The 25,969-nt window shown below is 47.9% G+C and carries 24 protein-coding genes; 8 read left to right on the plus strand and 16 right to left on the minus strand.

The window, feature by feature from the left end:
* Positions 1-45 precede the first annotated feature (45 nt).
* The 3 genes from L5M51_RS04885 to L5M51_RS04895 all read right to left on the minus strand — a co-directional run bounded on the left by L5M51_RS04885 (position 46) and on the right by L5M51_RS04895 (position 3,075).
* A complete protein-coding gene (locus L5M51_RS04885; protein ID WP_212599622.1) occupies positions 46-1,485 on the minus strand; it encodes an MBL fold metallo-hydrolase RNA specificity domain-containing protein in 1,440 nt (479 codons plus the stop codon).
* Between the two features lie 117 nt (positions 1,486-1,602).
* Positions 1,603-2,472 (minus strand): DUF2927 domain-containing protein, encoded by an 870-nt coding sequence (locus tag L5M51_RS04890; RefSeq protein ID WP_263171821.1) that lies wholly within the window; start codon positions 2,470-2,472, stop codon positions 1,603-1,605.
* 366 nt (positions 2,473-2,838) lie between these two features.
* A complete protein-coding gene (locus L5M51_RS04895) occupies positions 2,839-3,075 on the minus strand; it encodes a thioredoxin family protein (protein WP_028761824.1) in 237 nt (78 codons plus the stop codon).
* A 567-nt stretch (positions 3,076-3,642) separates the two neighbouring features.
* Here L5M51_RS04895 and L5M51_RS04900 point away from each other — a divergent pair.
* A complete protein-coding gene (locus L5M51_RS04900; RefSeq protein ID WP_263171823.1) occupies positions 3,643-5,280 on the plus strand; it encodes a lactate permease LctP family transporter in 1,638 nt (545 codons plus the stop codon).
* A gap of 401 nt (positions 5,281-5,681) precedes the next feature.
* Here the strand turns inward: L5M51_RS04900 and L5M51_RS04910 are convergent, their stop codons facing one another.
* The 4 genes from L5M51_RS04910 to L5M51_RS04925 form a co-directional block, all read right to left on the minus strand.
* Positions 5,682-6,008 (minus strand): putative quinol monooxygenase, encoded by a 327-nt coding sequence (locus L5M51_RS04910; RefSeq protein WP_113939190.1) that lies wholly within the window; start codon positions 6,006-6,008, stop codon positions 5,682-5,684.
* A 99-nt stretch (positions 6,009-6,107) separates the two neighbouring features.
* A complete protein-coding gene (locus L5M51_RS04915; RefSeq protein ID WP_263171825.1) occupies positions 6,108-6,563 on the minus strand; it encodes a GNAT family N-acetyltransferase in 456 nt (151 codons plus the stop codon).
* 162 nt (positions 6,564-6,725) lie between these two features.
* A complete protein-coding gene (locus L5M51_RS04920) occupies positions 6,726-8,354 on the minus strand; it encodes a DHA2 family efflux MFS transporter permease subunit (protein ID WP_263171827.1) in 1,629 nt (542 codons plus the stop codon).
* A 1-nt stretch (position 8,355) separates the two neighbouring features.
* Positions 8,356-9,414 (minus strand): HlyD family secretion protein, encoded by a 1,059-nt coding sequence (locus L5M51_RS04925; RefSeq protein WP_173247738.1) that lies wholly within the window; start codon positions 9,412-9,414, stop codon positions 8,356-8,358.
* Positions 9,415-9,508: 94 nt separating this feature from the next.
* Between L5M51_RS04925 and L5M51_RS04930 the strand changes: the two genes are divergently transcribed.
* Entirely contained in the window at positions 9,509-10,453 is a 945-nt protein-coding gene (locus tag L5M51_RS04930) for a LysR family transcriptional regulator (protein ID WP_263171828.1), read from the plus strand.
* A 202-nt stretch (positions 10,454-10,655) separates the two neighbouring features.
* Positions 10,656-11,066 carry a large-conductance mechanosensitive channel protein MscL gene (mscL, locus tag L5M51_RS04935; protein WP_105250328.1) on the plus strand — a complete coding sequence of 137 codons (411 nt, stop codon included), beginning with the start codon at positions 10,656-10,658 and terminating at the stop codon, positions 11,064-11,066.
* 77 nt (positions 11,067-11,143) lie between these two features.
* On the opposite strand, the gene L5M51_RS04940 is transcribed toward mscL, so the two are convergent.
* From L5M51_RS04940 to L5M51_RS04970, 7 genes are all read right to left on the minus strand, one after another.
* On the minus strand, positions 11,144-11,467 hold the full coding sequence (locus L5M51_RS04940) for an antibiotic biosynthesis monooxygenase family protein (protein WP_025008611.1): 324 nt from the start codon (positions 11,465-11,467) through the stop codon (positions 11,144-11,146).
* Between the two features lie 170 nt (positions 11,468-11,637).
* On the minus strand, positions 11,638-14,862 hold the full coding sequence (locus L5M51_RS04945; RefSeq protein WP_263171830.1) for an efflux RND transporter permease subunit: 3,225 nt from the start codon (positions 14,860-14,862) through the stop codon (positions 11,638-11,640).
* A 29-nt stretch (positions 14,863-14,891) separates the two neighbouring features.
* Positions 14,892-16,157, minus strand: coding sequence for an efflux RND transporter periplasmic adaptor subunit (locus L5M51_RS04950; protein ID WP_263171832.1), 1,266 nt, complete (start codon positions 16,155-16,157; stop codon positions 14,892-14,894).
* Between the two features lie 10 nt (positions 16,158-16,167).
* The gene (locus tag L5M51_RS04955; RefSeq protein ID WP_263171834.1) at positions 16,168-17,631 is read right to left on the minus strand and encodes a TolC family protein; all 1,464 of its coding nucleotides are present in this window, start codon (positions 17,629-17,631) and stop codon (positions 16,168-16,170) included.
* Between the two features lie 328 nt (positions 17,632-17,959).
* Positions 17,960-18,403 (minus strand): hypothetical protein, encoded by a 444-nt coding sequence (locus L5M51_RS04960; RefSeq protein ID WP_168827374.1) that lies wholly within the window; start codon positions 18,401-18,403, stop codon positions 17,960-17,962.
* A gap of 183 nt (positions 18,404-18,586) precedes the next feature.
* Positions 18,587-18,796, minus strand: a complete 210-nt coding sequence (locus L5M51_RS04965) for a DUF3012 domain-containing protein (protein WP_113939200.1) — start codon at positions 18,794-18,796, stop codon at positions 18,587-18,589.
* Between the two features lie 36 nt (positions 18,797-18,832).
* Positions 18,833-19,198 (minus strand): STAS/SEC14 domain-containing protein, encoded by a 366-nt coding sequence (locus L5M51_RS04970; RefSeq protein ID WP_263171836.1) that lies wholly within the window; start codon positions 19,196-19,198, stop codon positions 18,833-18,835.
* Between the two features lie 136 nt (positions 19,199-19,334).
* Between L5M51_RS04970 and arfB the strand changes: the two genes are divergently transcribed.
* From arfB to L5M51_RS04990, 4 genes are all read left to right on the plus strand, one after another.
* A complete protein-coding gene (arfB, locus tag L5M51_RS04975) occupies positions 19,335-19,766 on the plus strand; it encodes an alternative ribosome rescue aminoacyl-tRNA hydrolase ArfB (RefSeq protein ID WP_259573638.1) in 432 nt (143 codons plus the stop codon).
* A gap of 287 nt (positions 19,767-20,053) precedes the next feature.
* Positions 20,054-20,494, plus strand: coding sequence for a type II 3-dehydroquinate dehydratase (gene aroQ, locus L5M51_RS04980; protein WP_028759381.1), 441 nt, complete (start codon positions 20,054-20,056; stop codon positions 20,492-20,494).
* 35 nt (positions 20,495-20,529) lie between these two features.
* Positions 20,530-20,994 carry an acetyl-CoA carboxylase biotin carboxyl carrier protein gene (gene accB, locus L5M51_RS04985; RefSeq protein ID WP_263171840.1) on the plus strand — a complete coding sequence of 155 codons (465 nt, stop codon included), beginning with the start codon at positions 20,530-20,532 and terminating at the stop codon, positions 20,992-20,994.
* Between the two features lie 81 nt (positions 20,995-21,075).
* Entirely contained in the window at positions 21,076-21,753 is a 678-nt protein-coding gene (locus L5M51_RS04990) for an SDR family NAD(P)-dependent oxidoreductase (protein ID WP_131524248.1), read from the plus strand.
* Between the two features lie 54 nt (positions 21,754-21,807).
* Here the strand turns inward: L5M51_RS04990 and L5M51_RS04995 are convergent, their stop codons facing one another.
* Positions 21,808-23,031, minus strand: coding sequence for an MFS transporter (locus tag L5M51_RS04995; protein ID WP_263171841.1), 1,224 nt, complete (start codon positions 23,029-23,031; stop codon positions 21,808-21,810).
* Between the two features lie 381 nt (positions 23,032-23,412).
* Positions 23,413-24,222 (minus strand): hypothetical protein, encoded by an 810-nt coding sequence (locus L5M51_RS05000; RefSeq protein WP_263171843.1) that lies wholly within the window; start codon positions 24,220-24,222, stop codon positions 23,413-23,415.
* 159 nt (positions 24,223-24,381) lie between these two features.
* On the opposite strand from L5M51_RS05000, the gene ubiD reads away from it, so the two are divergent.
* Positions 24,382-25,863, plus strand: coding sequence for a 4-hydroxy-3-polyprenylbenzoate decarboxylase (gene ubiD, locus L5M51_RS05005; protein WP_173247757.1), 1,482 nt, complete (start codon positions 24,382-24,384; stop codon positions 25,861-25,863).
* The last annotated feature ends 106 nt before the right edge of the window (positions 25,864-25,969 follow it).

Genomic DNA, 25,969 nt, shown 5'->3' on the forward strand with positions numbered 1-25,969 from the left:
TAATGGCATTTCCACCCAACTTTTGAACTTGCACTTTCAAATCTTTTAAGGCTTCCACACTAACTGCGGCAGTGCATTTAAATCCAATCGATCACCCTGGGTCGCAATTGCTATAGCCTTTGGTTTAGTCTGAGGATCTTGGTTAATCACATCGACTAATCCATGCTGCGCCTCGGGTTCTCCATGGACTAAAATTAACGGCGGCTGGCCTTCAAAATGGTGATACCAACGTAATAACTCTGCTTGATCCGCATGGGCTGAAAGTCCACCCACTGTGTGTAACTTAGCCGCGACTTTAATGCTGTTACCATGAATAGACAGTTCCTCAGCGCCATCGACGAGGGCACGCCCTGGTGTTCCAAGCGCTTGATAACCACAAATAATCACATCACATTCTGGGCGCCATAAATTATGCTCTAAGTGGCTACGAATACGTCCACCGTTACACATGCCGCTCCCTGCGATAATGATCAATCCCTTATGCACGTCGTTCAGCGCTATCGACTCTTCGGTCGTTTGGATAAATTCGACATTCGACAACAGCGGATGCTGCCCAGGATGTTGGCGGGTAAAGCGTTTAAAGTCCTCATCCATCAGCGGATAATTATTAACGTAGACGCGGGTCGCCTCAATTGCCATCGGGCTGTCTAGGCAGATTTTCCAACGGCCGAGATCCCATTCTTTAGCATATAAATGAAATAGATATAATAACTCCTGTGCTCGTCCAACCGAAAAAGCGGGGAGCAATATATTGCCTTGGCTCTCGTTGACTGTCTTAGCAAAAATGGCTTTCAATTCGGCTAAGGTATCCGTCCAGCTACGGTGAAAACGATTGCCATAGGTGCTTTCCATTAAGACTAAATCTGCCGTATCCACTAAGGTAGGATTACGTAAAATCGGCATACCTGCACGGCCAAGATCGCCACTGAAGACGATTTTCTTCTGTGATTTGCCCTCACCTAACCACAACTCGACTAAGGCGGAACCTAAAATATGCCCTGCATCTGAGAGGCAAATATCCACATGGGGAATAACCCGAGTCACTTGACCGTATTCCAATGGTACAAATTGGGTTATCGCAAGTTCAGCATCTTCAACGGTGAATAGCGGTTCTAGGGGGTCAAGATCATGTTTAGCACGCTTTTTATTGACTCTTTCGGTATCGCGGGTCTGCAGCATAGCCGCATCTTTGAGCATGATGGCGCACAGCTCTGCCGTGGCTTTATGGGTGTAAATAGGCCCATCAAAACCCGCTTTGACTAAGAGTGGTAAACGCCCAGAATGATCGATATGGGCATGGCTAAGCACGACAGCAGAAATAGACTCAGGATCAAATGCGAAGGGATCATGATTACGCAACTCATCAGATTTACCGCCTTGGATCAAACCACAGTCGAGCAATAAGTGTTCATGATCAACCGAGAGTAAATGACACGAACCCGTCACTTCCTCTGTCGCCCCTAAAAACTGCAATGTCATTCGCATGGTGTCCCTCCAAGGTGTTTATCTCATATAAAGATAGACTATGCCCTTATTCCTAAAACAAAAAGGATTAATTAGTCACGTTCGAGCAATGTCAACTTTAGCTGTAATGCTTAGTCATCAATAACCTAACAATGGGTACAACTGACCTTGACGTACCGTTTTGCCAGCGTTAGCAATAGTGCCATCGCGCAGCCATTGTTCGAGCAAGCTCTGCAAAGGCTGTTTGACTTCTGCCGCCGTCATTCCAGCGCTAATACTTGGGCTATAGAGTAATTTAAGCAAAATGAAATCGAGCCCGGTGAGTAAGTCCTGCGGGGTTTTGTCGTTAAAGATGGAGGGAAATACTTTCTCTGAATCATTAGGTAAACCAAGCACTTGGGTAATCTCTTCCACTACGCAAGCCACTAACTTACCGTGCATTTTGGCTTGATCTACAGGAATAATAATCCAAGCACGTTCAATCTCTTGCCGTGAATTGAGAGCAAACTTTGCCATACACACAGAGCCATGGACATTTTTCACCGAGCTCGGTCCCATTAAGCGCATCACCTCACTTGCCCATAGAGATTGACGGGTAAACACTAAGTGCAGATTCGCCTCTGAGAGCGTATCTACCCGTTGAATATCGAGGCCGGTGATCTGGCCTAAGTGTGTTAAGTGCATCAACACTAATTGAGTGTGCAGCGCCTTATCACCCACTTGATGCTCAATAAACACTCGTACCGGTATGCGCCACTTACGCACGCTATGTTTAGCAAGGTCATACTCATTTTTTAGGGCGACTTCACTAAATGCTTGGGTGATATAAGCGGAGTTTTTCCAATCCGTAGTGGGCGTTAATACTTGGGTTAATCTGGGAGATGTTTGAGCAGCAAATAAAGGTAAAGCTAATAAACTTAGCGTTAGAAAAAGCCCTAAACGAAACAGACGTGCAGTAAAAAATAACCAACTGTAGAAACGTGTTAATACCCTAAGCCACTTTTGCATTGGCACTCATCCCGCAACTTGACGAGGTTACTGAATCAAAATCATAGCAGTGATACTGATAAAAGAAGTCGAAATCTGCAAACAATCTCCTACGACATAGACTTAATAAACTCGCCCAGATAATGCAATGCCGACTAAACCGTTGCCAATAAAACCCCATAATAAAATGACTACGCAAAGCATCAATGCATTGTTTTTAAACACATTATATTTAATATCATTAATCGTATACTGATGATATTACACCACCATTGCCAAGGATTCAGGATGACAATGGTGTGCATTTTTAGCTTAAGCGCTTTCTAACGAGCATAATCCGTGCAACTATTCAGCGAACTCACTAATATGAGCCTATATTTACAACAGCTAGTCCCTTAACCACCCCTCAACTTCATCGCGCGTCGGTACTGAGCCGCTATGTATGAGCTCACCATCGATCACTACCGCAGGGGTTTTCATCACTTTAAATTTCAATAGGCTTTGAGGATCTGTGTCCTTTTTTACAATCACATCCACACCCATTTCTTCTGATATGTCCGCAATCATCTCAGCGGTTTTGCTACATTTAGCGCAACCACTGCCTAATACTTTGACTTGTTTCATGTTACTTCCTCAACGAACTGTGCTGCAAAATTAAAAATTTCAACCTACTGTCATACTCACAGCCACATATAGCAAGGTAAATTTCCAGCCAAGCAAACTCATAGACAAGAGTATGGCAACATCTATAGCTCAATTCATGCCACAATAAGATAACTGCATTATTAGTTGCATTGCATTGATTGCTATTAATTTCTATATCTAAAGATAAACAAATATTTATAAACGCTCTGTTATAAACACTACAAAAAAACCAAACCAGTACAGCCTAGTTTTTCATAAAATCACAATACTCTAGTTAATTTCACGACTCACAAAAAATAATATTGATAACATAACAAATATTAATAAAACCTAAATTAGATGCTTGGTGAATATAGCTAAAACAGTCAATATTTTACTTGATTATTATTTAGGTATTTCCCCGTCATCATTTATCCACACATCTCGTGACCCACATCACTTATTGCAACATTTAAGATTGATCCTACATCACTAAACACTAGTATCTGCTATGTTGCGGCTGAGACACGATTTATCAACATATTATAACAATACGGAAACTTCCCTATGACCTGGACCCAAACATACACGCCACTCGGTAGCTTGTGGCTAACCGCAATGGTTGCTTTACTGCCTATTGTGTTTTTCTTCCTAGCCTTAACTGTGTTAAAACTTAAAGGCTATATCGCTGGGGCATTAACCTTATTAATTGCCTTAGCAGTCGCGATACTCGCCTACAAAATGCCTATTAGTATCGCGCTTGCTTCTGCTATATATGGTTTTAGTTATGGGCTATGGCCAATTGCTTGGATTATTATTACCGCAGTATTTTTATATAAAATCACCGTTAAAACAGGTCAATTTGAGGTTATTCGCTCGTCAGTCATCTCAGTCACGGAAGATCAACGATTACAAATGCTATTGGTTGGCTTTTCATTTGGAGCCTTCCTCGAAGGTGCTGCTGGTTTTGGTGCACCTGTTGCTATTACAGCTGCGTTACTTGTCGGGCTTGGATTCAATCCATTGTATGCAGCAGGACTTTGTTTAATCGCAAACACGGCACCCGTCGCCTTTGGAGCTATGGGTATCCCAATTATCGTAGCAGGTCAGGTTTCATCACTAGACCCATTCCATATTGGACAACTCGCTGGCCGTCAGTTGCCAATTTTATCGATTATTGTCCCCTTCTGGCTCATCGCAATGATGGATGGCATCAGGGGAATACGTCAAACTTGGCCCGCAACATTAGTAGCAGCCGTTTCATTTGCGATTACCCAATTTTTAACCTCAAACTTTATCGGCCCCGAATTACCCGATATTACTTCAGCGTTAGTCAGTCTAATTTGTTTAACGTTATTTTTAAAAGTCTGGCAACCAAAAGAAATATTCACTTTCTCAGGAATGAAACAAAGAGTTACTACCCCTAAATCTACTTTTTCTAATAGCCAGATATTTAAAGCATGGTCTCCCTTTATTATTCTCACAGCGATTGTAACCCTGTGGAGTCTTAAAGATGTACAACTGGCATTAAGTTTTGCCACTATCAGTATTGAAGTACCTTACTTACATAATCTCGTTATCAAAAGTGCACCTATTGTCGCTAAGGAAACCCCTTATGCAGCAATATATAAACTTAATTTATTAGGCGCTGTTGGAACAGCCATTTTAATCGCAGCAATGATCTCAATTGTGGTCCTTAAAATGTCAGTAAGTAATGCACTGACATCCTTTAAAGACACTTTAATTGAATTAAAATTCCCGATATTGTCGATTGGATTAGTATTAGCATTTGCCTTTGTCGCAAACTATTCAGGTCTATCTTCAACCTTAGCACTCGTGCTCGCTGGCACTGGCGTAGCATTCCCCTTCTTCTCACCATTCTTAGGTTGGTTAGGTGTGTTTTTAACAGGTTCAGACACCTCATCAAATGCCCTATTTGGCGCGCTGCAAGCCAATACAGCAAACCAAATAGGTGTAACACCGGAGTTATTAGTCGCCGCAAACACTACGGGAGGAGTAACGGGCAAAATGATTTCGCCACAATCTATTGCCGTTGCTTGCGCTGCAACGGGATTGGCGGGTAAAGAATCAGATCTTTTCCGCTTTACGCTAAAGCACAGTCTATTTTTCTGTACTTTCATTGGCGTGATCACAGTACTCCAAGCATACGTAGTCCCTTGGACATTAGTGTTTTTCACTAAATAAAGCGATATCTAAGATATATTAAAAGCCGAGTGATAAACCACTCGGCTTTTTAGATTGGAATGGATATAAAACTCACTCTGCGATGAAATTCGAATGGGTTCAATTAAGCAAAGTAGCAAGGCAGCTTTATTAATCCCAGTGAAGTCATACAATCAAAGTCTAGGTTGTCATTCTTGTCGTAGATAACTACTCGGTACATTGATGACAAATGCAACTTAAGCCAGCAACTTTGCCTTATCCTTACCTAATACGCCTTTTAGCACTAAAGAGTTAAAGTGCAATGGTTCCAGCTGCGGCCATTAGTCACTTGCAGTATCAATGAGATCCATTCGGATAGAGATCTAAATACTGGCTCGATAGCATTAATCAACACTGCAAGCTCCTAATCGTTTATCTCATGGCTAAACAATCACTTGATGATAGGTTTCCACATGGTATGACTCGACTAATTCGGGCATCACTTGGTGGAAATAGTGTTGAATTGCATCTTTAGCGCAGTGCTCATCAAAGGCGGCAATATCGACAAACTTCTCTACAAACGTCACGCGACGTGGTTCATCACGGCTCACATTGAGTTCGTAACGAATACAACCCGCTTCACGGCGCGTATCAGGAATAAGGCTCGCGAGCGCAGCGATTAGCGCTTCGGTTTTGCCCTCTTTAGCCAGAAAACTCGCCACGCAGGCAATTTGTTGTTGATTGATTCTATAGTCCGTTGAAGTCGACATCTCAGTTCCTTATTGGCTTAATATTGAATGTTTATGTGCCAAGATTTTGTTGATCGCTTATGTTGATAATTGATGTAGATAACTCATATTGATAGCCGCTTATGCTGATTGGTAGCGCATATCTAAATGGGGAATACCATCTTCTAAGTACATCTCAGAGCAGGCGACAAAGCCGAGTTTTTGATAGAAAGCTTTGAGGTAATCTTGAGCACCGATTTGGATCCCCGCATCGGGCCAAGTCGTCAGTGCCGATTCAATGGCGTGCTGCATTAAAGGCATGGCTAGCCCTTTGCCTCGTCCCGCTGGCGATACCACCACACGACCGATACTCGCCTCTGGATAACTCAATCCCGGCGGCAAAATACGCGCGTAGGCAAGCAGTTTCCCGTCTGACGATAAGCCGAATAAATGCTGGGTTTCTGGGTGCCTATCCTTATCGTCAAGCTCTGGATACGCACAGGCCTGCTCTACCACAAACACATCGACTCTTAGCTTCAATATGTCGTATAGCCTATTGGCATTTAATTGATTAAATGTAAGATTTTGCCACTGCAAACGATATCCCTCTGCAAATCATCGAAAAAGAGCTTTGAGTCTACCACAGCATAAAGACCATAAAAAAGCGCCTTAATCCGCGAGGACTAAGGCGCAAAGCTGTTGCGCAAACCAATAGATCTGGGGAAATCTATGGCGACAACAGGATAACGAAAAACGTTATTACTCGACCATGGCATCGTGGGCCACAGGCCCTGTCGGTTTACGGATCAGCAGCACAGCGAATACGGCGATGAGTAGCAGAGCGCCCATGATGTAAAACACATCGTTATAGGCCTGAATATAAGCTTGCTGACTCATGGTTTTGCCCAGTAAAGCTTTCGCCTGCGCGGCGGCGGCATAGGGATCTGAACCTCCCGCCTGCAACATACTTGCGCTTTGGGCTAAATAGTCCTGCGCCTGCGTGCTCACTGCGGGTAAAGATTCCTTAATATGAGCCAAATGCCCGCGCGACAAAGTGTCAGTCAGGGTCGCCACCAGTGCGATACCAAAAGCACCACCTAAGTTACGCATCACGTTTAATACCGTCGATGCCGAGGCATTTTCATGGGGTTTTAAATGCATGGTCGCAAGCATTCCAATTGGCACCAGAATAAAGGGCTGACCTAATGCCCGTACTACTTGCGAGGCGATCATCTGCTGCCCCGCATAATCTGCGGTCATCTGGCTATTCATGTAATAGCTAATGGCGAACATTAAAAAGCCAAAGGCAGCGAGATAACGGCCATCGAAGCGCTCCATCAATTTAGGCACTAAGGGCAAGACTAATAACTGCGGAAATCCCATCCACATAATCACACCACCAATTTCTAACGGTGTGTAATCATGGACTTGTGATAGATAAAGCGGGATCAAATAAATAGCGCCGAATAATGCCATGCCCAGTAAAAAGTACGCCACGGTGGAGAGCACAAAATCACGCTTACCGAGCAGGCGCAAATTCACTAACGGCTCTTTACGCCTTAACTGGATCCAAACAAATAACACCAGATTCACGACGGCAATAATGGCCAGATTACGAATGAGTTCCGAGCCAAACCAGTCCTTGCGGTTACCTTCTTCGAGCACCACTTCAAGGCAACCCATCCCCAGCGCCATAGTGACTATGCCCGCCAGATCGACATTCTTCAGCTTATCCCAAACGACCGACTGCTTCTCTAAACCGTAGGCCAACATGGCCATCACCAACAAACCCGGTGGCACATTGATATAAAACAGATAATGCCAGCTAAATTGCTCGGTCAGCCAACCGCCTAAGGTCGGGCCGATTGAAGGCGCAAAAGTCGCCGTCACGCCAAATAACGCCATGCCGACGGCACGTTTGTTATCGGGTAAAAACTCAAGAATAAGCCTAAAGGCCAGCGGAATTAGTGCGCCACCAAAGAAACCCTGTAGCGCCCGAAAGGCGATCATGGCCTCTAAGTTCCACGCGATTGAGCAAAGCACAGAAGCAAAGATAAAAGCAGCCGTGGTCCATAACAGATAACGCCTGACCGACAATCCCGTACTGAGCCAGCCAGAGAGCGGGATCGCGATCATCTCAGCAACCAGATACGCGGTTGAAATCCAGCTGCCTTCTTCGAGCGTTGCCCCAAGGCTGCCTTGAATCTCCTTCATCGATGCATTGGTGATTTGAATATCGAGGATCGCCATAAAGGCGCCGATCAAACCACCAAATACCGCAATCCATGAACGGCGACTGCCACGTTCATAATCGGTAGGCTTTCTAGGTACACTGATGCCCTGCGCCTCCATATCGGCAGACGCAGTGATAGAGCCAGTTGCGCTCATACTAACGACCTGTATTTGCAGCGATTGCCGATATTGCAGTACCCGACGCCGTATCCACTTTTACGACCGCACTTAAGCCCGGTAGCATGTGTGCTTCTTCCTCAGATAAATCTAAGCGAATACGCACGGGAATACGCTGCACGATTTTAGTGAAATTACCTGTGGCGTTTTCCGCAGGCAGTAGACTGAATTTGGCTCCGGACGCCGGTGACAGACTATCGATAACACCTATAAAGGTTTTGTCGGGAAACGCATCGAGACTGACCTGCACCGACTGTCCTGGTTGCATATGTTGGATCTGGGTCTCTTTAAAGTTCGCCGTGATCCACACAGCCCCATCCGGAACCAAACTGTAGAGTGCTTGGCCGGGCTGCACGTACTGCCCCACCATAGCGCCACGTTTACCAATCACCCCAGAAAAAGGTGCGGTCACACGGGTATCATTTAACTGAATTTTCGCCAGTTCTAAAGTCGCATCGGCCTGCTCTACTACTGAACCCGCCTGATCTAATTGGGCATTAAAAACCGCTAACTCCCGTTGCTTTGCCACTAACACGGCTTGAGCTTCATCGAGGCGGGCGGCGGCAGAATCAAATCCTGCCTGTAGTTGGTCGACATCATCTTGGGAGCTGTAATTACTGACTTTAAGCTTTTTTGAACGGCTCAATTGTTGTTGTGCCCGTATTTTATCGGCCTTTGCCGCTACCACGCCTGCGCTGGCTTGAGTGATTAACGCCCGTTGCAACTCAACCTTTGCGGCTAAGGTTTGCAAGTCCGCCTTCGCACTCGCCTGTGAGGCTTCGGCTTGACTCACTTTGGCACTAAACTGGTTATCTTCTAGCTGAGCTAATAACTCACCCTTTTGCACATGCTGGTTATCGGTTACATCGCTTAACACAACGTAGCCAGGCACTTTCACGCTGATATGGGAAATATCGGCCTCAACATAAGCGTTATCCGTGGTTTCGATAAAACGTACCTGTGTCCACCAGTAATAACCGCCTCCTGCAACTGCAGCGAGTAACAGTGGAACGGCGATAATGAGTTTACTTTTGGACATGAATGACTCCTTGATTAGTGATATCTAGTGTACTACTGTCTCACTAAGTTTATTAGTCAGTAAAAAATCAACCCACTGTTTCACAGGTGTAACAATGATGGATCTCAATCGCGTGCAAATTTTCGCTCAAGTGGTCGAGCAAGGTAGCTTTACTGGCGCAGCTAAAGCCCTTGGGCTCACTAAGGCAACCGTCAGTCGCAAGATAGCCGAGCTCGAAGCCGATACCGGCACACAACTGCTGTTTCGCACCACAAGAGCCCTAAAACTCACCGAAGCAGGATCAAGTTATTACAACAGGATCAATAAGATCCTCTGCGATCTGCAGAGCGCCGAAAATCAGCTCAGCGCCCAACAACAATTGATTAAAGGCAATCTAAAAATTGTCTGCCCAATTGAATTAGGCCAATTGTTTTTAGGGCCGATTTTCGCGCAGTTTTTAACGCTTTATCCCGAAATCACCATAGAGGCTGAACTCACCAATCGAAAGGTTGATGTGATAGAAGAAGGCATAGATCTGTTATTTCAAATTGCCGATTCTGGCGACACTCGCTTGCAAAGCTATGCCTTAGTCAACGCCCATAAATCGCTTATGGCAAGCCCAGCTTATTTAGCTGCCCATGGAACGCCCAAGGTGCCACAGGACTTAGCCAAACATAAAGCGATTCGCTTGCAGTCGGCGCATATTGAAGGTGCGTGGAAATTATTCGATGGCAAAACTTGGATTGTCGCCGAGCCCAAGACTCAACTGACGGTAAACAATGTCACCCTCGCTCGCGAGGCCGCCATTGCGGGGCTTGGGATCACTGCGGTGCCGTCCATCATAGCCCAAGTCGCATTAGAAAAAGGCGATTTAATCCCGCTACTAGATGACTATCCAATGGTGCAAACTAAGGTAGTGCTTAGCTATCCACAGCGGGCGTATCTACCGCGAAAATACCGCGTCTTTATCGAATTCATCTATAGCTCCCTATTTAAACGTTGGGGATCGCAAGTCTTAGAAGTCCCTGATTTTATCGGCCATGCCGATCTAGATGAATAAATCGAATACCCCAAACAGTAACAATTGTTACTTTGTAAAGTGTAAATCATTGCCTTAAGGAAAATCCTCTATGTCAGAATTGCCTTAATCCATAAGCCCCTATAAGCTTGGCAAGGTAACAGGCTGCAAAAGACCTTAGGTTTTCCTGATACAGTTTGCACAATAAAATTTAACATTTAATCTCAATTTTGGAGGAAACCTAATGAGCTTAATTAAAGAGTTCAAGGCTTTTGCGTCCCGTGGCAATGTGATCGACATGGCCGTTGGTATTATTATAGGTGCCGCATTCGGCAAAATCGTCTCGTCCTTCGTGGCTGATGTCATCATGCCACCGATAGGTATCATCCTAGGTGGTGTGAATTTTAGTGATTTGAGCATAGTGCTACAGGCAGCTCAAGGCGATGCGCCTTCTGTGGTCATTGCCTATGGCAAATTCATTCAAACTATTATCGACTTTACGATTATCGCCTTCGCCATTTTTATGGGTTTAAAAGCCATTAACACCCTAAAACGCAAGGAAGAAGATGCGCCTAAAGCGCCACCAGCACCGACCAAAGAAGAAGAATTGCTGTCTGAAATCCGCGATCTATTGAAAGCTCAACAAGAAAAATAATCTCAAACTTAAGTGTCACGCATAAAAAACCCATCTCTAGAGATGGGTTTTGTTTTTTACATCAGCGAGATAAGTGATTACTCAGCTTCAACATGCACAGTTTCACTGTAATCTTGCACTACTTCTGCCACCCGAATGCGATAAGAGTTAAACAAACAGGGCACTATACCCGTTTGCTCAGCAATGCTGTGGGCCATCTGATTGCGCCATTGGGTGATAGAAGCTTGATCCTCCCAGAACGACAGGCTCAGTACTTTGCCATCGTCGGTTAAGCTCTGAAAACGTTCGATCGAAATCAATCCCTTGCGGCCTTCTAAATATTGGCGCATTTCAGCCGCCACGTGCAGATACTCTTCCTTCCCTTCCTTTGTCGGGATGACTTCAAAAATTACCGCAATCATAATGTTCTCCAGAAATGAATGTCCTTAATGTCGACTCTAAGACTAGCCCATCTATCACTCTTTAGCTCACTGATTTTAAGCCTTTTAGTCAATGTGATAACCCTGCCTACAACGAAGGCAATAACCCGAAACATAACAAATTATTGCCCACGATGACGGCTTACTTGAGGTTAACTAAGCTCATCAATGCGCTTATCGCCGCGATATAACCAGCGATACAAGGTCGGCAAGACGAGTAAGGTCAGCGCCGTCGAGCTAAACAAGCCACCGATAATCACCACTGCCAGCGGCTTTTGGATCTCACTGCCAACACCCGATGATAATAAAATCGGGATCAAGCCTAAGGCCGAGGTCAGTGCCGTCATCAATACCGGCCGTAAACGCCCAACCGTGCCCTCATAAACACAATCATAGAGTGCTTCGCCGCTTTGCCTGCGCTGATTAATCGAATCCACCAGCACCACACCGTTGAGCACCGCAACCCCAAATAGAGTGATAAAGCCAATAGAGCTAGGCACAGATAAATAAGTACCACTGACATACAGGGCCACTATGCCGCCAATTAAAGCTAAGGGCACGTTCGCCATGATGAGCAACACTTGCTTGAATGAACCAAAGGAGAAGTACAACAACAAGGCAATCAAAGCGATAGAAATCGGCACCACTAGCATCAACTTTTGCTGCGCCCGCTGCTGATTCTCATATTGGCCGCCAATGATCACTGTATATCCCGCAGGCAAATCCGCCTTTGGCACTAGGGCATAAATATCTTTTACAACCGAGCCCATATCGCGCCCCGCCACGTTGGCCTGCACTACAACACGGCGCTGCACATCGTCACGGCGAATATTCGGCGGCGCCATTTCCACTTCGACGCTGGCGACTTCCCCTAAGCGCACTGTGGCGCCATTTGTACCACTGAGTAATAAGTCTTTAATCGCATCAGGGCTTTGGCGAAACTCGGCCGCGAGTCGCACATTGATGTCGTATCTGGCATTGCCATCGATCACTTGCCCTGCACTCGCGCCGCCAATACCTTGGCTGACGAGGCTCATCACTTGATCGACACTGATGCCGTAACGCGCCAATAGCTCGCGTTTGGGGCGCACGACCAATTGCGCCTCGCCGCTCACTTGCTCAAGCGACACATCCACGGCGCCGGGGATTTTCGCGACGAGATCGGTAAGCGCTTGGCCTTTCTGTGACAATACCGCTAAATCTGGGCCGAAGATTTTGATCGCTAGCTGGGCTTTTACCCCCGAGAGCAATTCATCTACCCGAGTCGCAATCGGCTGCGAAAAGGTCAACAAGAGTCCAGGGAACACGCTGAGCTTTTCCTCCATCAAGCGTTGCAGTTCCAAGCGCGAGCTTGCCGACTGCCACTCTGCTATCGGTTTCAAGCCAATATAGACTTCAATATTACTCACAGGCTCAGGATCGCCGCCCAGTTCAGGCGCACCAATGCGGCTCAGGGCATATTCCACCTCGGGAAATGCTAGCAAAATAGCCTCAAGCTTAGGTGCGACTTGGAGCGAAGTGCCTAAACTCGCCGTTGGTGCCAGCGTCACCCTCAAGTTAATCGTGCCTTCCTCCAGTTCAGGCACAAATTCGGTACCCAGCCTTGGTAGCAATAATAGACTCAAGCCGAACATCACCAAGGCGCTGAGCATCACCACCTTTGGCCTAGCAAGCGTTGCCGTCAGTAACTTGCGATAAGCGGCATCCAGTGGCGCTAAAATAACACTTTGTTTAAGCATCACACCGCGCTTAAACAGATACACGGCAAGGGCTGGCACGGCGATCAGCGCCACCAGCAGCGCCGACATCATAGCCAAAATAATACTGACCGCCATCGGCTGGAACAGCTTGCCTTCAACGCCTTCGAGTGCAAACAGCGGCGCAAATACGACGATAATAATGGCGGTGGCGAAGAAGATTGGACTACACACCTCTTTTGCCGCGAGCATTATCCGAATAACCATATTCGATTCGCTGACATCACCACTGGCTTTAGCGCCATCCTCCTCACTGTGATAGGGATCGTCCTCACCATCGGCACGCGCCCTCGCCTCAGGTAAATGGCGGCGATCCGGTTGGGTTAAGTGTTTGAAAATATTCTCTACCATCACCACAGAGCCATCGACTAACATACCAATCGCCACTGCTAAGCCGCCGAGCGACATCAGGTTTGCCGACAGACCATAATAGGACATCACCATAAGCGCGAGCCCGATAGACACTGGAATCGACAGCAACACCAACAAGGTCGCACGGATATTGACGAGGAACAACGCCAAGATCACCACGATAAACACAAAGGCCATTAGCAGCGCATCGCGCACTGTGGTCACAGCCTTATCGACCAGATCCGCTTGGTCGTAAAACACCTCAAAGGACACGCCATCGGGCAAGGCCTGCTCAATAAGGCTCACCCGTGCACCAATATCGTCAATCGTCGCCTTAGTGTTTGCCCCCATGCGTTTGAGCACGACACCAGCCACCACTTCACCGAGATTTTGCACTTGGCCTGATTCATCGCGGCGCGTCATAGTCACAGCCCCGACACGGATCTCGCTGCCGAAATCCACCTGAGCGATATCGCCAATACGCACTGGCGTGCCGCTGGCTTCGGTCAGAGGGATCTGCGCGATCGCCGTTAATCCCGCGTCTCCTGCGGGCAACATGCCATAGCCGCGCACCACAAGTTGCTCTTGGCCTTGGTCCATAAACCAACCGCCAGCGTTGCGGTTATTGCTCTCTAGCGCTTCTGTCACCTGCGCCATAGACAAGCCATAGGCACGCAGTTTATTCGGGTCGACCTGCACTTGGTATTGGCGCACATCGCCACCAAAAGACAAGACTTCAGTCACGCCGCCCACGGGCATCAATATCAACTTCACCAGATAATCATTTAAGCTACGCAGCTCGGCGGCATTAATGCCAGAGTTAGGTTCTGCACGCAGAATATACTGATAAATCTGCCCTAATCCCGAGGTATTGGGGCCGATTTCAGGCACTCCGACGCCGCTTGGGATCATCTCCCGCGCCGCCTGCAACTGTTCAAACACTTGCTGACGAGCGAAGTAAATATCCGTCCCCTCAGCAAATACCACAGTCACAATCGACAAGCCAGTACGCGATAACGAGCGCACCTCAGTCACTGCTGGCAAGGCGTACATGGCCGATTCCACCGGATAACTGATAAGTTTTTCCACCTCTTCAGCGGCTAAGCCTTCGGCCGCAGTATTGATGGTCACTTGCACGTTAGTCACATCAGGAAAGGCATCGAGATTCAACTTTGGCAGCATGGCCACACAGCCCACAATCACGGCGAGCAGAGCCAATACCACTAACAGCCGATTTTTAATCGCGGCTTCGATTAACTTTTGCAACATAGAAAATCTCCAAAATGAGGGCGCTCATATTAGTGGGCGTGAATATCAAAGCCCGCTTTCGCCTGCTCGGATGCCAAGAAGAACGCGCCAGCCACCACAACCTTGAGCTGTGCCTGTTGGGCTTTTTCAAGCTCAGGTCCACGCACTAGACTCAAGCCGCGTTGACGTTGCACCACTTCTACCTCAATGGACTCAAAGCCATCCTCATCTTGAATAAAAATCTGCCAATCGCCATCGCCGCCACGGGTCAACGCCGCATCGGGCAGCACTATGCCACTGCCGTTTGGATCGGTAGTAGAGCCAGCAAAGTACAATTCAGCAAATTGCCCCGCATGCAACACATGATCAGGATTGGGCATACTCACCAGCACTTGCTCGGTGCGCGTTACGCTGTCGAGTTCATGGGAGCGACCGATTATCTTACCTGCCAACGTCTTATCCCCTACTTGCACTAAAGCTGAACTGCCAACCTGGATATACGTAGTTTGAGTTGGGGTTAACTGCGCCTCAACCCATAAATAGGATTCATCGGTCAGTTGCATTAAGGGTGTGCCCGCGCTAAAAACTTGACCTAGCATGGCGATATCCTGCTGCACTCGACCGTCAATTGGCGCTAAGAGTTGATAACTGCCTATGGCTTCGGGCGTCAATTCCAGTGCACGAATTTGCGCAGGCGTCATCTTAATTGCCTCTAAAATCGCCCGTTTAAGTTCGGCATCCACCTGCGCCTGCATCCGCCGACTGACGCTAACCGCACCTTCACTCATGCGTTTGACTCGGCTCCATTCGGCAGCGGCATTAATGTAGTCCGCCTGTGCCTGCGCAACGGCGGCGCCACCCAAGGTAAGTAAAGGCTCACCTTTTTTCACTTCTTGTCCCGGCACCACATGGCGCGCCAACACACGCACATCGAGCTGCGGCGCAAGGGTCGCGGTTCGATCGCGATCCACCACTAAGGTCGCCGTCGCCCTAATATCGAGATTTAAATTGGCGAGGTTCAAGCTATCGCTCGACAGAGGTAACAAGCTAATCCCCGCCAAGGCTTGCTGCGCTTCGGTCAATTTCAACGCCTGTTCGCCGTGTTCATCCGTCGGCGCCGTTTGCGTTACCGAATCGCCGCTTTCCTTAACGACGGGTGCGTGATCACCGCCAGCCAATACAGGCTGAGCGAGAAATGCCAGCGTGCTCAGCACGAATAATGCGAGCGCAATTTTTGATAGGTTAAACCGACGCTTTTCAGACGTCGTTACAGCATCCAGTTGAAGGATATTTTCGTGGTGAGTATTTGAATTCATTATTGTGACCTCATGGGTTTACTGTGCGTACGGCGGCATTAGATGTTATCGAAGGGGCTGCATTTAGCTTTTCTATAATGAGCTTTTCGATAAAAGGCATAAGCTGGCCGCTTTCGCCCATCCAAGTTAACCAACTTTGATAGATAGCCGTTTCTAGGTTTAAGCCCACCAAATAACTGGCGGCTAACTGACGACGGCTCTGTAAGTACTCGCTAGTACTCACATCCCCCGCCTGCCATTGTTGGCTTAAGGATTTAGCGGCTTTAGCACCTGACACTTGCACTAACTCACGCCAGTCTTGGTAACGTTCGAGTAAACGCGGTAACGCATAGAGGAATTGTTTCTGCTTAGCGGTAAGCACTCGCTCACGGGCAAGATAGCCTTGCTCCGCGATAGCGATGCCCTTATCGGCTACGGCTTGCAACTCACTGTAGTTATTGCGAACTTGTAGAGGAATCGACACGCCGACACCGAGCTTATTGTCCGTGCCCTCCTTTTCAGCGCCTAGGCTAATAGTCGGGTCAGCTGAAGCTTCCGCTTTGACTTGCATGACATTAACTCTGGCGAGCAGCACTTGCTGATAAGCACTCGCCAGGGCTGGCAAGGCTGATTTAGAAGTGCCCAACTCGGCCGCTGGCGCTTGCTTAGCCTGAGTCACAAAGAAATGGATCTCCTTGATAAATTCACTAAAAGCGAAATTATTATCCCCAAGTAATTCAATTACTTTGCCATCGGCCACTAAGGCCACCTGCTCGGCTAAGGCGTAGTCGGCAGTATTAGAGGCGACTTCGAGTTGTATCAATTGCAGCTCGACGTTGGATAAGTCCCCCGCCGCCAATCGCTGCTCAGCAATATTGAGCTGCGCCTTGGTGAACCTTAATTGCTGCTCGGCAAAGGTCAGCGCCTTACGGCTTTGCGCCTGTTCTGCCAAGGCCAGCAAGCGTTCGGCTAACATTTGGCTACGCTCTAACCCTATGTCCGCTAAAAGGATTTGCGCTTCAAGCTCGGCACGCTGTGTCGCCACGCCGCGCTTGTCACCCCAATCGAGGGTTTGACTCAGCCCTAAGCTATAAGCATCTGTATCAGCATTTTGATAATTAAGCCCAAGTTCTGGGTTATACACAGCGCGATCTGCCGCCTGAATGGCCAGTTTGGCCTGTTGCTGCCTTACAAGCTGTGCCTGAACTTCAGGTAACTGATTGAACTGTGTGAGTAACTCAGGCAACCATTGGCCAAAGTTGACATGTGCCGTGTCGGTTTCTTTGGCGGGTAAACCCAGTGATTGCGCCTTAAATGCCTCAACTTCAGAGGCATTAGCTTCAGAGGCTTTGGTTTCAAGGACATTAACTTCAAGAGAGTCATTTTCTGCCGCGAGGGCAAAGGCTAGCAATCCGGCGGCCAATACTAATCCGCAGCTAAACAAGCCCGATCTAAACAGACAAACTAAAGTACGGGCGAGAATCGTTTTTTTCATCGCAAATCCTAACAATATCGAATGTGGATCGGCTGACTTTTGCGCCCAAAGCGAAACGGCTAAATGTGAGCTTCATTTAAATAGCTCAATGCAAAGCAATCATATCGTTCTGGGCATGGCAAATAAGCGCCGATCGAATCATCCCGCCAAGCAATACAGTAACGGCTAAAAAGCCAATGACGGCTCCAACAGTTAACGCTGCGAGCATCAGTTCAAGCGTATCTTTTGGGGGATGAACATAACGGGCTTATCACGCGGCAAAATAGAATGAGATCCAATCAGATGAATCAATCGTCCTAAGCCGAGAAATAAGCCGAATATTGGAGAATTAAGCGATAGGAGGGCGGTATTTAGGTAAATTTTCAGGCGGAAAATAGGATACATCGGTAGGCAGATAGACGCTTTCTAACGCCTGTACAGGCTGACTCACTGCCTGAGATAACAACGCCACATGACCGCCATGGCATTGGCAGTCGAGGCATAGGTCAAAATCTTGTATTTCAGTGGTTTTAACTAAGTGGGAATGAAATCCGCTGCTTTGGTTTTCACCCGCGTGATTACTGGTGACACCCGTGGAGTCCGCAAAACCTAAGGCTTGCTCGCTTGGACAAACGCAATCAACACATTGGGCCAAAGTGGTCACTTGAGCACTAAATTGCAGATGGGGATGATTCTCAGCTTCTTCCGCGCCATTGCCCGCATGTAACTGATGCGCACCCAAATTCGCGCCGGCAAATTGCAGCACGATAATGGCTATCAGTAGGGTCACCATTCGAGTAAAAAATGGCTTAGCGGTAGAATTCAAATATCACCTATAGCAAATAACGGATAACGGATAACGGATAACGGATAACGGAACATCTGACCCGTATGATAAACATAAGTTCACAGCTCGCAAGCAAAGTCTTTCAAGCTGTGATCTCTAAAGGCTAACGCTGACTTAAACACTCAGTGCTTATTTAAATACACAGTGCTTAGCGTAATCAGCTGCTTCGTTAGCAGTCCAATCGCCAGACGGCTTATTTTTCATCTGTTTACACCAAGCATCACTGCCCACTTCTGGCGCGCAGGCACTCAGTCCAGCGGTAAATGCCAACACTAACGCAATCGCACTGACCTTAGAAACTGTCAGTGAAGAAAAAGAGCGCGATTTCAATAATGACATACTTAATTCCTTGTAAATATGGCCTAAATTAGACCATTAAATATTCGAACGCTTAGTGATCCAAGCAATCGCTTTGGCTTTCTGTTCGAGGGGAAACCATGCCACTTCGCCCTGCATAAAAGGCCCGAGTAAGCGCACCGCATTTCCCACCCAATCAGGGCCGCCCACAAACACTAAGGCTTCAAAATTCGGTAACTGAACTTCACCACTACCGGTCAGCGACTCAAATTCCCAGCCCTCGAGTAACACATCTGCCTCAATATACAGGCAAACTTGGCCCCAATCCTTACGATAACCCTTAATCGCCGGCTGTAAACGGGTCCGATAATCGGTGGAGGATAGTCGGCCACTGGCAAAAAGACTGATAACACCCTTAGCAATATCGGGGATTTGGCATAACATAGAGGCACTCCGAATCGAGAACACTTTTGCAAGCAATGGCCTTGGCCAATGCAATGGCAAAGAATGCGCCCGATGATAACAAATCTATTGAAAAGCCATAAGTGATTATTGATAGCTTCTCAATCCATGCTGAAAAATGCCTAAGTTTGCCATGATAAAAATCTCAAACCGTGTGGAACTTCAGGAAAATGAAATCGAGTGGCAATTTATCCGTTCGAGTGGCGCAGGCGGTCAGCACTTAAATAAAGTGTCCACCGCTGCGCAGCTAATTTTCGATATTAAAAGCTCATCATTACCCGAGTATTACCAAGAACGCTTGCTCAACAAGGCCGATCACCGCATCACTAAAAGCGGCAAAATCATCATTAAATGCCAAGCGAGCCGCAGCCAAGATGCCAACCGCCAAACGGCGTTGGAGCAATTTATCGCCTTAGTCGCCAGCGTCGGTGAAGTGCAGAAAAAACGCATTCCTACCCGCGCCACCAAAGGCAGCCAAACGCGGCGATTAGAGTCCAAGAAACAAAAAGGTGCCACTAAGGCCATGCGTCAACAGAAGAGTGACTATTAACTTAGGTGGCAGTTAACTTAGATGACAATTAACTCAACTGACAGCCAACTTAGGCAATTGCTAAATCGGTACCAGAGAAATAACCGCAATTGAACCCCGCCAACAATGGCACAAGATGTCAAAGGTATAATCGGCTCGCACATGATCAGCTCGCACACAATCGACTAACGGATAATGCAAAATCGATTTGAACAGGTTAAGTTAGTGGCCTATGTAGAAAACTGAAATAAATTTTTCCAACTTTAATCCCAGCATTAATCCCAAGGCATGTCGTAAAGGAAAGCGCAATGAGTCACAAAATTTTGCTCGTCAATGGCCCCAATCTCAACCTCTTAGGCCGCCGCGAGCCCAGCGTTTATGGTCATCAAACCTTAGCCGACATAGTGGCGGAGTTAAATCAGCAGGCAAAGTTGGCGGGAGTTGAGCTCGAACATATTCAGTCCAACGCCGAATTTGAGCTAATCAATGCGATTCATGCGACCGATGCCCAGATGATTATTATCAATCCCGCCGCCTTTACCCATACCAGCGTCGCCCTGCGTGATGCCCTGCTTGGCGTGGCAATTCCGTTCTTTGAAGTGCATTTATCCAATGTGCACGCCCGTGAAGCCTTTCGCCACCATTCCTATTTTTCCGATAAGGCGATAGGCGTGATTTGCGGTTTCGGTTCACAGGGTTATGAGTTTGCGCTGGCGGCGGCCATTAAACGGCTCAACCAGCCACAGTAATCCCATTCAATAGCGTGCTTTGCAAGGGCAGATAAATGGCAATGGATCTTCGTAAAATTGAAAAACTCATTGAGTTAGTACAAGAATCTGACATAGCAGAACTGGCGATCACCGAAGGTGAAGAATCAATTCGCATCACCCGCTACAGCCCTATGCCAGCCAATGTGCAATCACAGCAAGCGATCCCCAAAGCACCTGTGGCGCCTTTGAATTCACAGGCAAAGCAGACAAGCCATTCGCAAACAGGCATTACACCAAGTACAGAAGGTTTTGTACAAGTCTCACCTATGGTCGGCACTTTTTACGCGGCGGCAGAACTCGATGATGTGCCGCTGGTTAAAGTCGGTCAACGTGTGAGCAAAGGTGAAGTGATCTGCATTATCGAAGCGATGAGAATGATGAATCCCATCCAAGCCGAGCGCGATGGCGTGGTCAGCGCGATTTGGGCCAAAGACGGCGATGAAGTGGCATTCGATCAGCCGCTATTTACCTTAATCTAACCGCTCGCCTTCCCATGAATTGAAGCACACTTAAATTTAAGATGCGGTTTTCAAGCCAAGACAGCATTAACCGAGGTCACTATGATATTAATTACCGGCGCCAGCAGTGGTTTAGGCGCGGCGCTCGCATCGCTCTACGCAAAAGAGAATGAAGCACTGACACTCACAGGTCGCCATGCCGAGCGTCTGCAAACCGTCGCCAATGCATTAACGCCCTTCTCCAACAAGCCTATCGCCGCGATCACCGCCGATCTCGCCAGTGAATCGAGTCTCGAAGCCCTGTTCGATGGCCTAACGCAAGCCCCTAAAACCGTGATCCATTGCGCGGGCAGCGGCTACTTTGGTGCAATTGAAACCCAAAGGGCGAGCGATATCCAAAGCCTGCTAAATAACAATGTCACCTCGACGATTTTGTTAGTGCGCGAACTAGTGAAACGCTATAAAGATCAAGCGGTCACTGTGGTTGTGGTCATGTCCACCGCAGCACTGGCCGCCAAGGCGGGAGAATCCACTTACTGCGCGGCAAAATGGGCGGTACGGGGATTTATCGAGTCGGTGCGATTAGAGCTTAAACAAAGCCCAATGAAGTTGATTGCCGTGTATCCCGGCGGCATGGACACAGGCTTTTGGCCCAGTAGCGGTAAGGCTTTAGATACCTCAAGCTTTATGTCCGCCGATGAGGCGGCTGGCATGCTCAAACAAGCCTTAGTTGCCACAGAGCATGGTTATATCGCCGATATCACCATACAAAGGGGCTAAATGTGCGGATTCGAGACGCAGAATATGACCACTACGTCTCTTCCTTAGCACTCGCTAGTCGGCGCAGTTCGCTGTGTTTAGAGTAACGACGCGACGGCTTTCTCTGTGGGTCAGCCACCACATCAACAGTCCTCCCAATGACAACAAAGATGCCGCATAACCTGTCGCGGCAATGCCTTGTCCAGACAGTATCACTAAACTGCCCACCCAAGGCCCAATTGCATTGGCAAGATTAAAGGCGCATTGCACTAAAGCGCCTGTCATGGCTTGCCCATCAGGTGCCACATCCATCAATCTGGCTTGCACAATAGTGGCGAGCCCTAACCCACAACCGACAAAAAATACCACGGGCATCAGCGCCCAGTAATGTCCGGTCAAACTCGGGTAAATAGCCAACACCACAGTGCTTAACACTAACGACCAAAACGCTGCCGCTAAGGCCGACTTATCCGCCGCCCAGCCACACACTAGCGTCCCCAATGTTGCGCCAATACCAAACACCGCCATCATGATCGGGATCTTAAACGGCTCGACTTGTGTCACTTGGATTAAGGTTTCGGCCAGATAGGTATACACGCAGAAGATACCGCCAAAGCCAATGGCAGCGATGCCGAGCGTCAGCCAGACTTCACGATTTTTAAGGGTTTGTAGCTCTTTTTTGGGACTCGCATCAGCGGGCACGGCTTGATTAGGTGCTAAAAAATACACCATTATCGCGGTAATGGTCGCCAGAATCGCCACTATACCAATGCCCGAGCGCCAGCCCACGGTTTGCCCCATCCAAGTCGCAAACGGCACACCGATAATCGTCGCCAGCGTAAGACCAATAATCACCCGCGATACGGCGCGGGCCTTCATTTCTGGTGGCACTAAAGAGGCGGCGAGCAACATAGCCACGCCGAAATAAGCGCCGTGGGGCAAGCCGCTGAGAAAACGAAAAAAGATTAACCAATTCAATGATGGCGCTAACGCACTTAAGCCATTGGCCACCGCCATTAACCCGGCTAAGGCAATCAAGAGTGTTCGCCGTCTGACCCTAACGGCTAGCACCATGATAATCGGCGAACCGACCACAACCCCCAGCGCATACGCACTAATGGCATAACTCACATGGGCAACCTCTACCCCTAAATCGCTCGCGATATAAGGCACTAAGGTCATGGAAGCAAATTCTGTGGTGCCTAAAGCGAATGTTCCGAGTGCTAAGGCAAGTAACACCCATAATGTACTGGCGCCCTTATGCTGGTTTTGGACAGATGGATTTTGAACGGTTTTCAAACTTTTTCTCCGCTATGCTATAAAACGACAACTAGCTAATACCAATCGAATCAAATATCTGTTCATTCAGCGGGAGTTCAACGCGCTTTAGACAAGGCGAAGGCTTGAAGGCATAGTGGTGCTCTGTCGAAAGCCTTAAACGCAGTATAAAGCGCGTTGAAACCCGCCCTTCGGGAGCCACACAGGCATCCCACTCCCGTGTTGCATTGACTTAAAAGGGAATACCATTTCTGCGTCAATGCGCCTTGGATTGAGATGCCTGTGAGGCTCTGAACTGATTAGATATTTAATGTGATTGGTATAACTCACTAATAAAAGATGATAAATAAATTGGAGCCCACTAAGGGGCTCCAATTTCTCAGTCATTTACGTAATGTAAATCTATCTGACTAACTGTTCTTGATAGGTTTGACTGTTCCAGTCGTAGGCGTAAAGCGTGCCTTGCCACTCGTAAAGTGTACGACCATCCTGCTGCACAACCCTAGCATTGTTCGGCAAGCTAGACACACTGTGCGGTGCGCGTGGACGCGGAGTTGCAACTGTTTTGCCAGTGATGTTACTAGTTTGCGACACCAATTGCCCAGTCGATTGTCCGGCCATATTTACAGGCATACTCGACACCATACGGCCTTCACTCGCAGAATACTGCATACTGGTTGTTACCCGTACAGGTGCAGAAATGGCCACAGGTTCATCGTCGTAGCGCATAGGAATCGACAAACCTATACCCGAATAGGGCGAGTTCCAGTAATTTCGAGCGTAGGCGTCACGCGATGTATTCCAACCCCAATCATTGTTCCAATGGGTGTTCACACCATAACCGACATTCCAACCCGATCCCCACCCCGTAGCGAGCCCTAAACCCAGTCCTAAACCCCAAGGGTAATAAGGTCGATAATAGGGACGATAATGGCGATTATCTTTACGCACATGGCGGTTGTCGTAATAATTGTCATGACGATTGTTGTAATGACTATCGCCACGACTGTAGCTATCACGATGACCGTGGCGTTCGTCTTGATCCGAATAGCCTCTATTTCCGGCCACCGCCACAGTCGGCACACTGAGCGCCCCCAAAAGTGAGATCCCCACGGCAAGCGATAAAACCAAGCACTTTAGCGACCGCTTATGCGCGCTATGTGATTGACTTTGAACACACTTTTCTTGAGCAAACCATACAGGAATATTCATATAAACCTCGAAATAAAGGGCGTAAGCGAGATCTATCGCGACTTACAGGTAGCCATTTTACGCTTCCTAAGCTTGAAGATCACTGAATTGGTTAACCCTAAAACAGAAAAATGCTATAGTGCGCGCCACACGGATTTTCACCGCAGAGGCTATTTCCACATGAGTTTTAAGGATTTACGCAGCTTTATTGATCACTTAGAAGCCAATGGCGAACTCAAACGCATTAGCTACCCAGTTGATCCTCATTTAGAAATGACAGAGATCGCCGATCGCGTATTACGCGCTCAAGGCCCTGCGCTATTATTTGAAAATCCCAAAAATCATCACATGCCCGTGTTGGTAAACCTGTTCGGTACGCCAAAACGTGTGGCCATGGCACTCGGCAAAGACGACCCATTAGCCCTGCGCGAAGTGGGCGAACTGTTAGCCTTTTTAAAAGAACCCGAACCACCTAGGGGTTTTAAAGACGCGATCGCTAAGATCCCTATGTTCAAGCAAGCCTTGAATATGCCGCCAAAGACAGTGCGTAATCCGCCTTGCCAACAAATCATCAAAACCGGCGATGAGGTCGACTTAACCCAATTGCCTATTCAGCATTGCTGGCCGGGCGATGTCGCGCCACTGGTGACCTGGGGCTTAACCATCACCAAAGGCCCGCGCAAGAGTCGTCAGAATTTAGGCATTTATCGCCAACAATTACTGGGTAAAAACAAGCTGATCATGCGCTGGTTGTCCCACCGTGGCGGCGCGTTAGATTTTGCTGATTTTAAACAACAATTCCCCGGTGAGCGTTATCCTGTTGTCGTCGCACTCGGCGCCGATCCTGTGACCATTTTAGGTGCTGTCACCCCAGTCCCCGACTCCATGAGCGAATACGCTTTTGCCGGTTTACTGCGCGGTGAACGTACCGAAGTCTGTAAGGCATTAAGCTGCGACTTAGAAGTGCCGGCCACCAGTGAAATCATCCTCGAAGGCTATATCGACCCAGAGGAACTGGCGGAAGAAGGCCCCTACGGCGATCACACGGGTTACTACAACGAAACCGATAAGTTTCCAGTATTTACCGTTACCCACATCACTCAGCGTAAAGATGCCATCTACCACAGCACTTACACTGGCCGTCCACCGGATGAGCCCGCCATGCTGGGGGTTGCATTAAACGAAGTGTTTGTGCCGATTTTGCGTAAGCAATATCCTGAGATCGTTGATTTTTATCTGCCACCTGAGGGCTGTTCGTACCGCATGGCAGTGATCTCCATTCGCAAACAATATCCGGGACATGCCAAACGAGTGATGATGGGCGCTTGGTCTTTCCTGCGCCAATTTATGTACACTAAGTTTATTGTCATAGTGGATGAAGATGTGAACTGCCGTGACTGGCAGGATGTGATCTGGGCGATCACCACCCGTATGGACCCTAAACGCGATACTGTGATGATCGAAAACACCCCTATCGACTACCTCGATTTTGCTTCACCCGTTGCGGGCTTAGGCTCAAAAATGGGGCTCGATGCCACCAATAAGTGGGAAGGTGAAACTAACCGCGAATGGGGTACGCCAATCGTGATGGATCCAAAAGTAAAACAAAAGATCGACTCAATCTGGGATGAGTTAGGCATAGACGACAGCCCAACCCTATAATTCAGCTTAAGCCATTACTCAAGTATCGGCTTTAGCCAAGAGAATAGGCCAATAACAGGCCTCTAAAGCGACACCTAGACACATACTGTTGAAGAAAGGTGCAAAG

The sequence above is a fragment of the Shewanella sp. SM73 genome, assembly GCF_025653795.1.
Taxonomy (GTDB): domain Bacteria; phylum Pseudomonadota; class Gammaproteobacteria; order Enterobacterales; family Shewanellaceae; genus Shewanella; species Shewanella oncorhynchi.

Coding starts and splice junctions, on each gene's coding strand:
- L5M51_RS04885 (WP_212599622.1), bottom strand. CDS start 1,485: ATGCGAATGACATTGCAGTTTTTAGGGGCGACAGAGGAAGTGACGGGT.
- L5M51_RS04890 (WP_263171821.1), bottom strand. CDS start 2,472: ATGCAAAAGTGGCTTAGGGTATTAACACGTTTCTACAGTTGGTTATTT.
- L5M51_RS04895 (WP_028761824.1), bottom strand. CDS start 3,075: ATGAAACAAGTCAAAGTATTAGGCAGTGGTTGCGCTAAATGTAGCAAA.
- L5M51_RS04900 (WP_263171823.1), top strand. CDS start 3,643: ATGACCTGGACCCAAACATACACGCCACTCGGTAGCTTGTGGCTAACC.
- L5M51_RS04910 (WP_113939190.1), bottom strand. CDS start 6,008: ATGTCGACTTCAACGGACTATAGAATCAATCAACAACAAATTGCCTGC.
- L5M51_RS04920 (WP_263171827.1), bottom strand. CDS start 8,354: ATGAGCGCAACTGGCTCTATCACTGCGTCTGCCGATATGGAGGCGCAG.
- L5M51_RS04925 (WP_173247738.1), bottom strand. CDS start 9,414: ATGTCCAAAAGTAAACTCATTATCGCCGTTCCACTGTTACTCGCTGCA.
- L5M51_RS04930 (WP_263171828.1), top strand. CDS start 9,509: ATGATGGATCTCAATCGCGTGCAAATTTTCGCTCAAGTGGTCGAGCAA.
- mscL (WP_105250328.1), top strand. CDS start 10,656: ATGAGCTTAATTAAAGAGTTCAAGGCTTTTGCGTCCCGTGGCAATGTG.
- L5M51_RS04940 (WP_025008611.1), bottom strand. CDS start 11,467: ATGATTGCGGTAATTTTTGAAGTCATCCCGACAAAGGAAGGGAAGGAA.
- L5M51_RS04945 (WP_263171830.1), bottom strand. CDS start 14,862: ATGTTGCAAAAGTTAATCGAAGCCGCGATTAAAAATCGGCTGTTAGTG.
- L5M51_RS04950 (WP_263171832.1), bottom strand. CDS start 16,157: ATGAATTCAAATACTCACCACGAAAATATCCTTCAACTGGATGCTGTA.
- L5M51_RS04955 (WP_263171834.1), bottom strand. CDS start 17,631: ATGAAAAAAACGATTCTCGCCCGTACTTTAGTTTGTCTGTTTAGATCG.
- L5M51_RS04960 (WP_168827374.1), bottom strand. CDS start 18,403: ATGGTGACCCTACTGATAGCCATTATCGTGCTGCAATTTGCCGGCGCG.
- L5M51_RS04965 (WP_113939200.1), bottom strand. CDS start 18,796: ATGTCATTATTGAAATCGCGCTCTTTTTCTTCACTGACAGTTTCTAAG.
- L5M51_RS04970 (WP_263171836.1), bottom strand. CDS start 19,198: ATGTTATGCCAAATCCCCGATATTGCTAAGGGTGTTATCAGTCTTTTT.
- arfB (WP_259573638.1), top strand. CDS start 19,335: ATGCCTAAGTTTGCCATGATAAAAATCTCAAACCGTGTGGAACTTCAG.
- aroQ (WP_028759381.1), top strand. CDS start 20,054: ATGAGTCACAAAATTTTGCTCGTCAATGGCCCCAATCTCAACCTCTTA.
- accB (WP_263171840.1), top strand. CDS start 20,530: ATGGCAATGGATCTTCGTAAAATTGAAAAACTCATTGAGTTAGTACAA.
- L5M51_RS04990 (WP_131524248.1), top strand. CDS start 21,076: ATGATATTAATTACCGGCGCCAGCAGTGGTTTAGGCGCGGCGCTCGCA.
- L5M51_RS05000 (WP_263171843.1), bottom strand. CDS start 24,222: ATGAATATTCCTGTATGGTTTGCTCAAGAAAAGTGTGTTCAAAGTCAA.
- ubiD (WP_173247757.1), top strand. CDS start 24,382: ATGAGTTTTAAGGATTTACGCAGCTTTATTGATCACTTAGAAGCCAAT.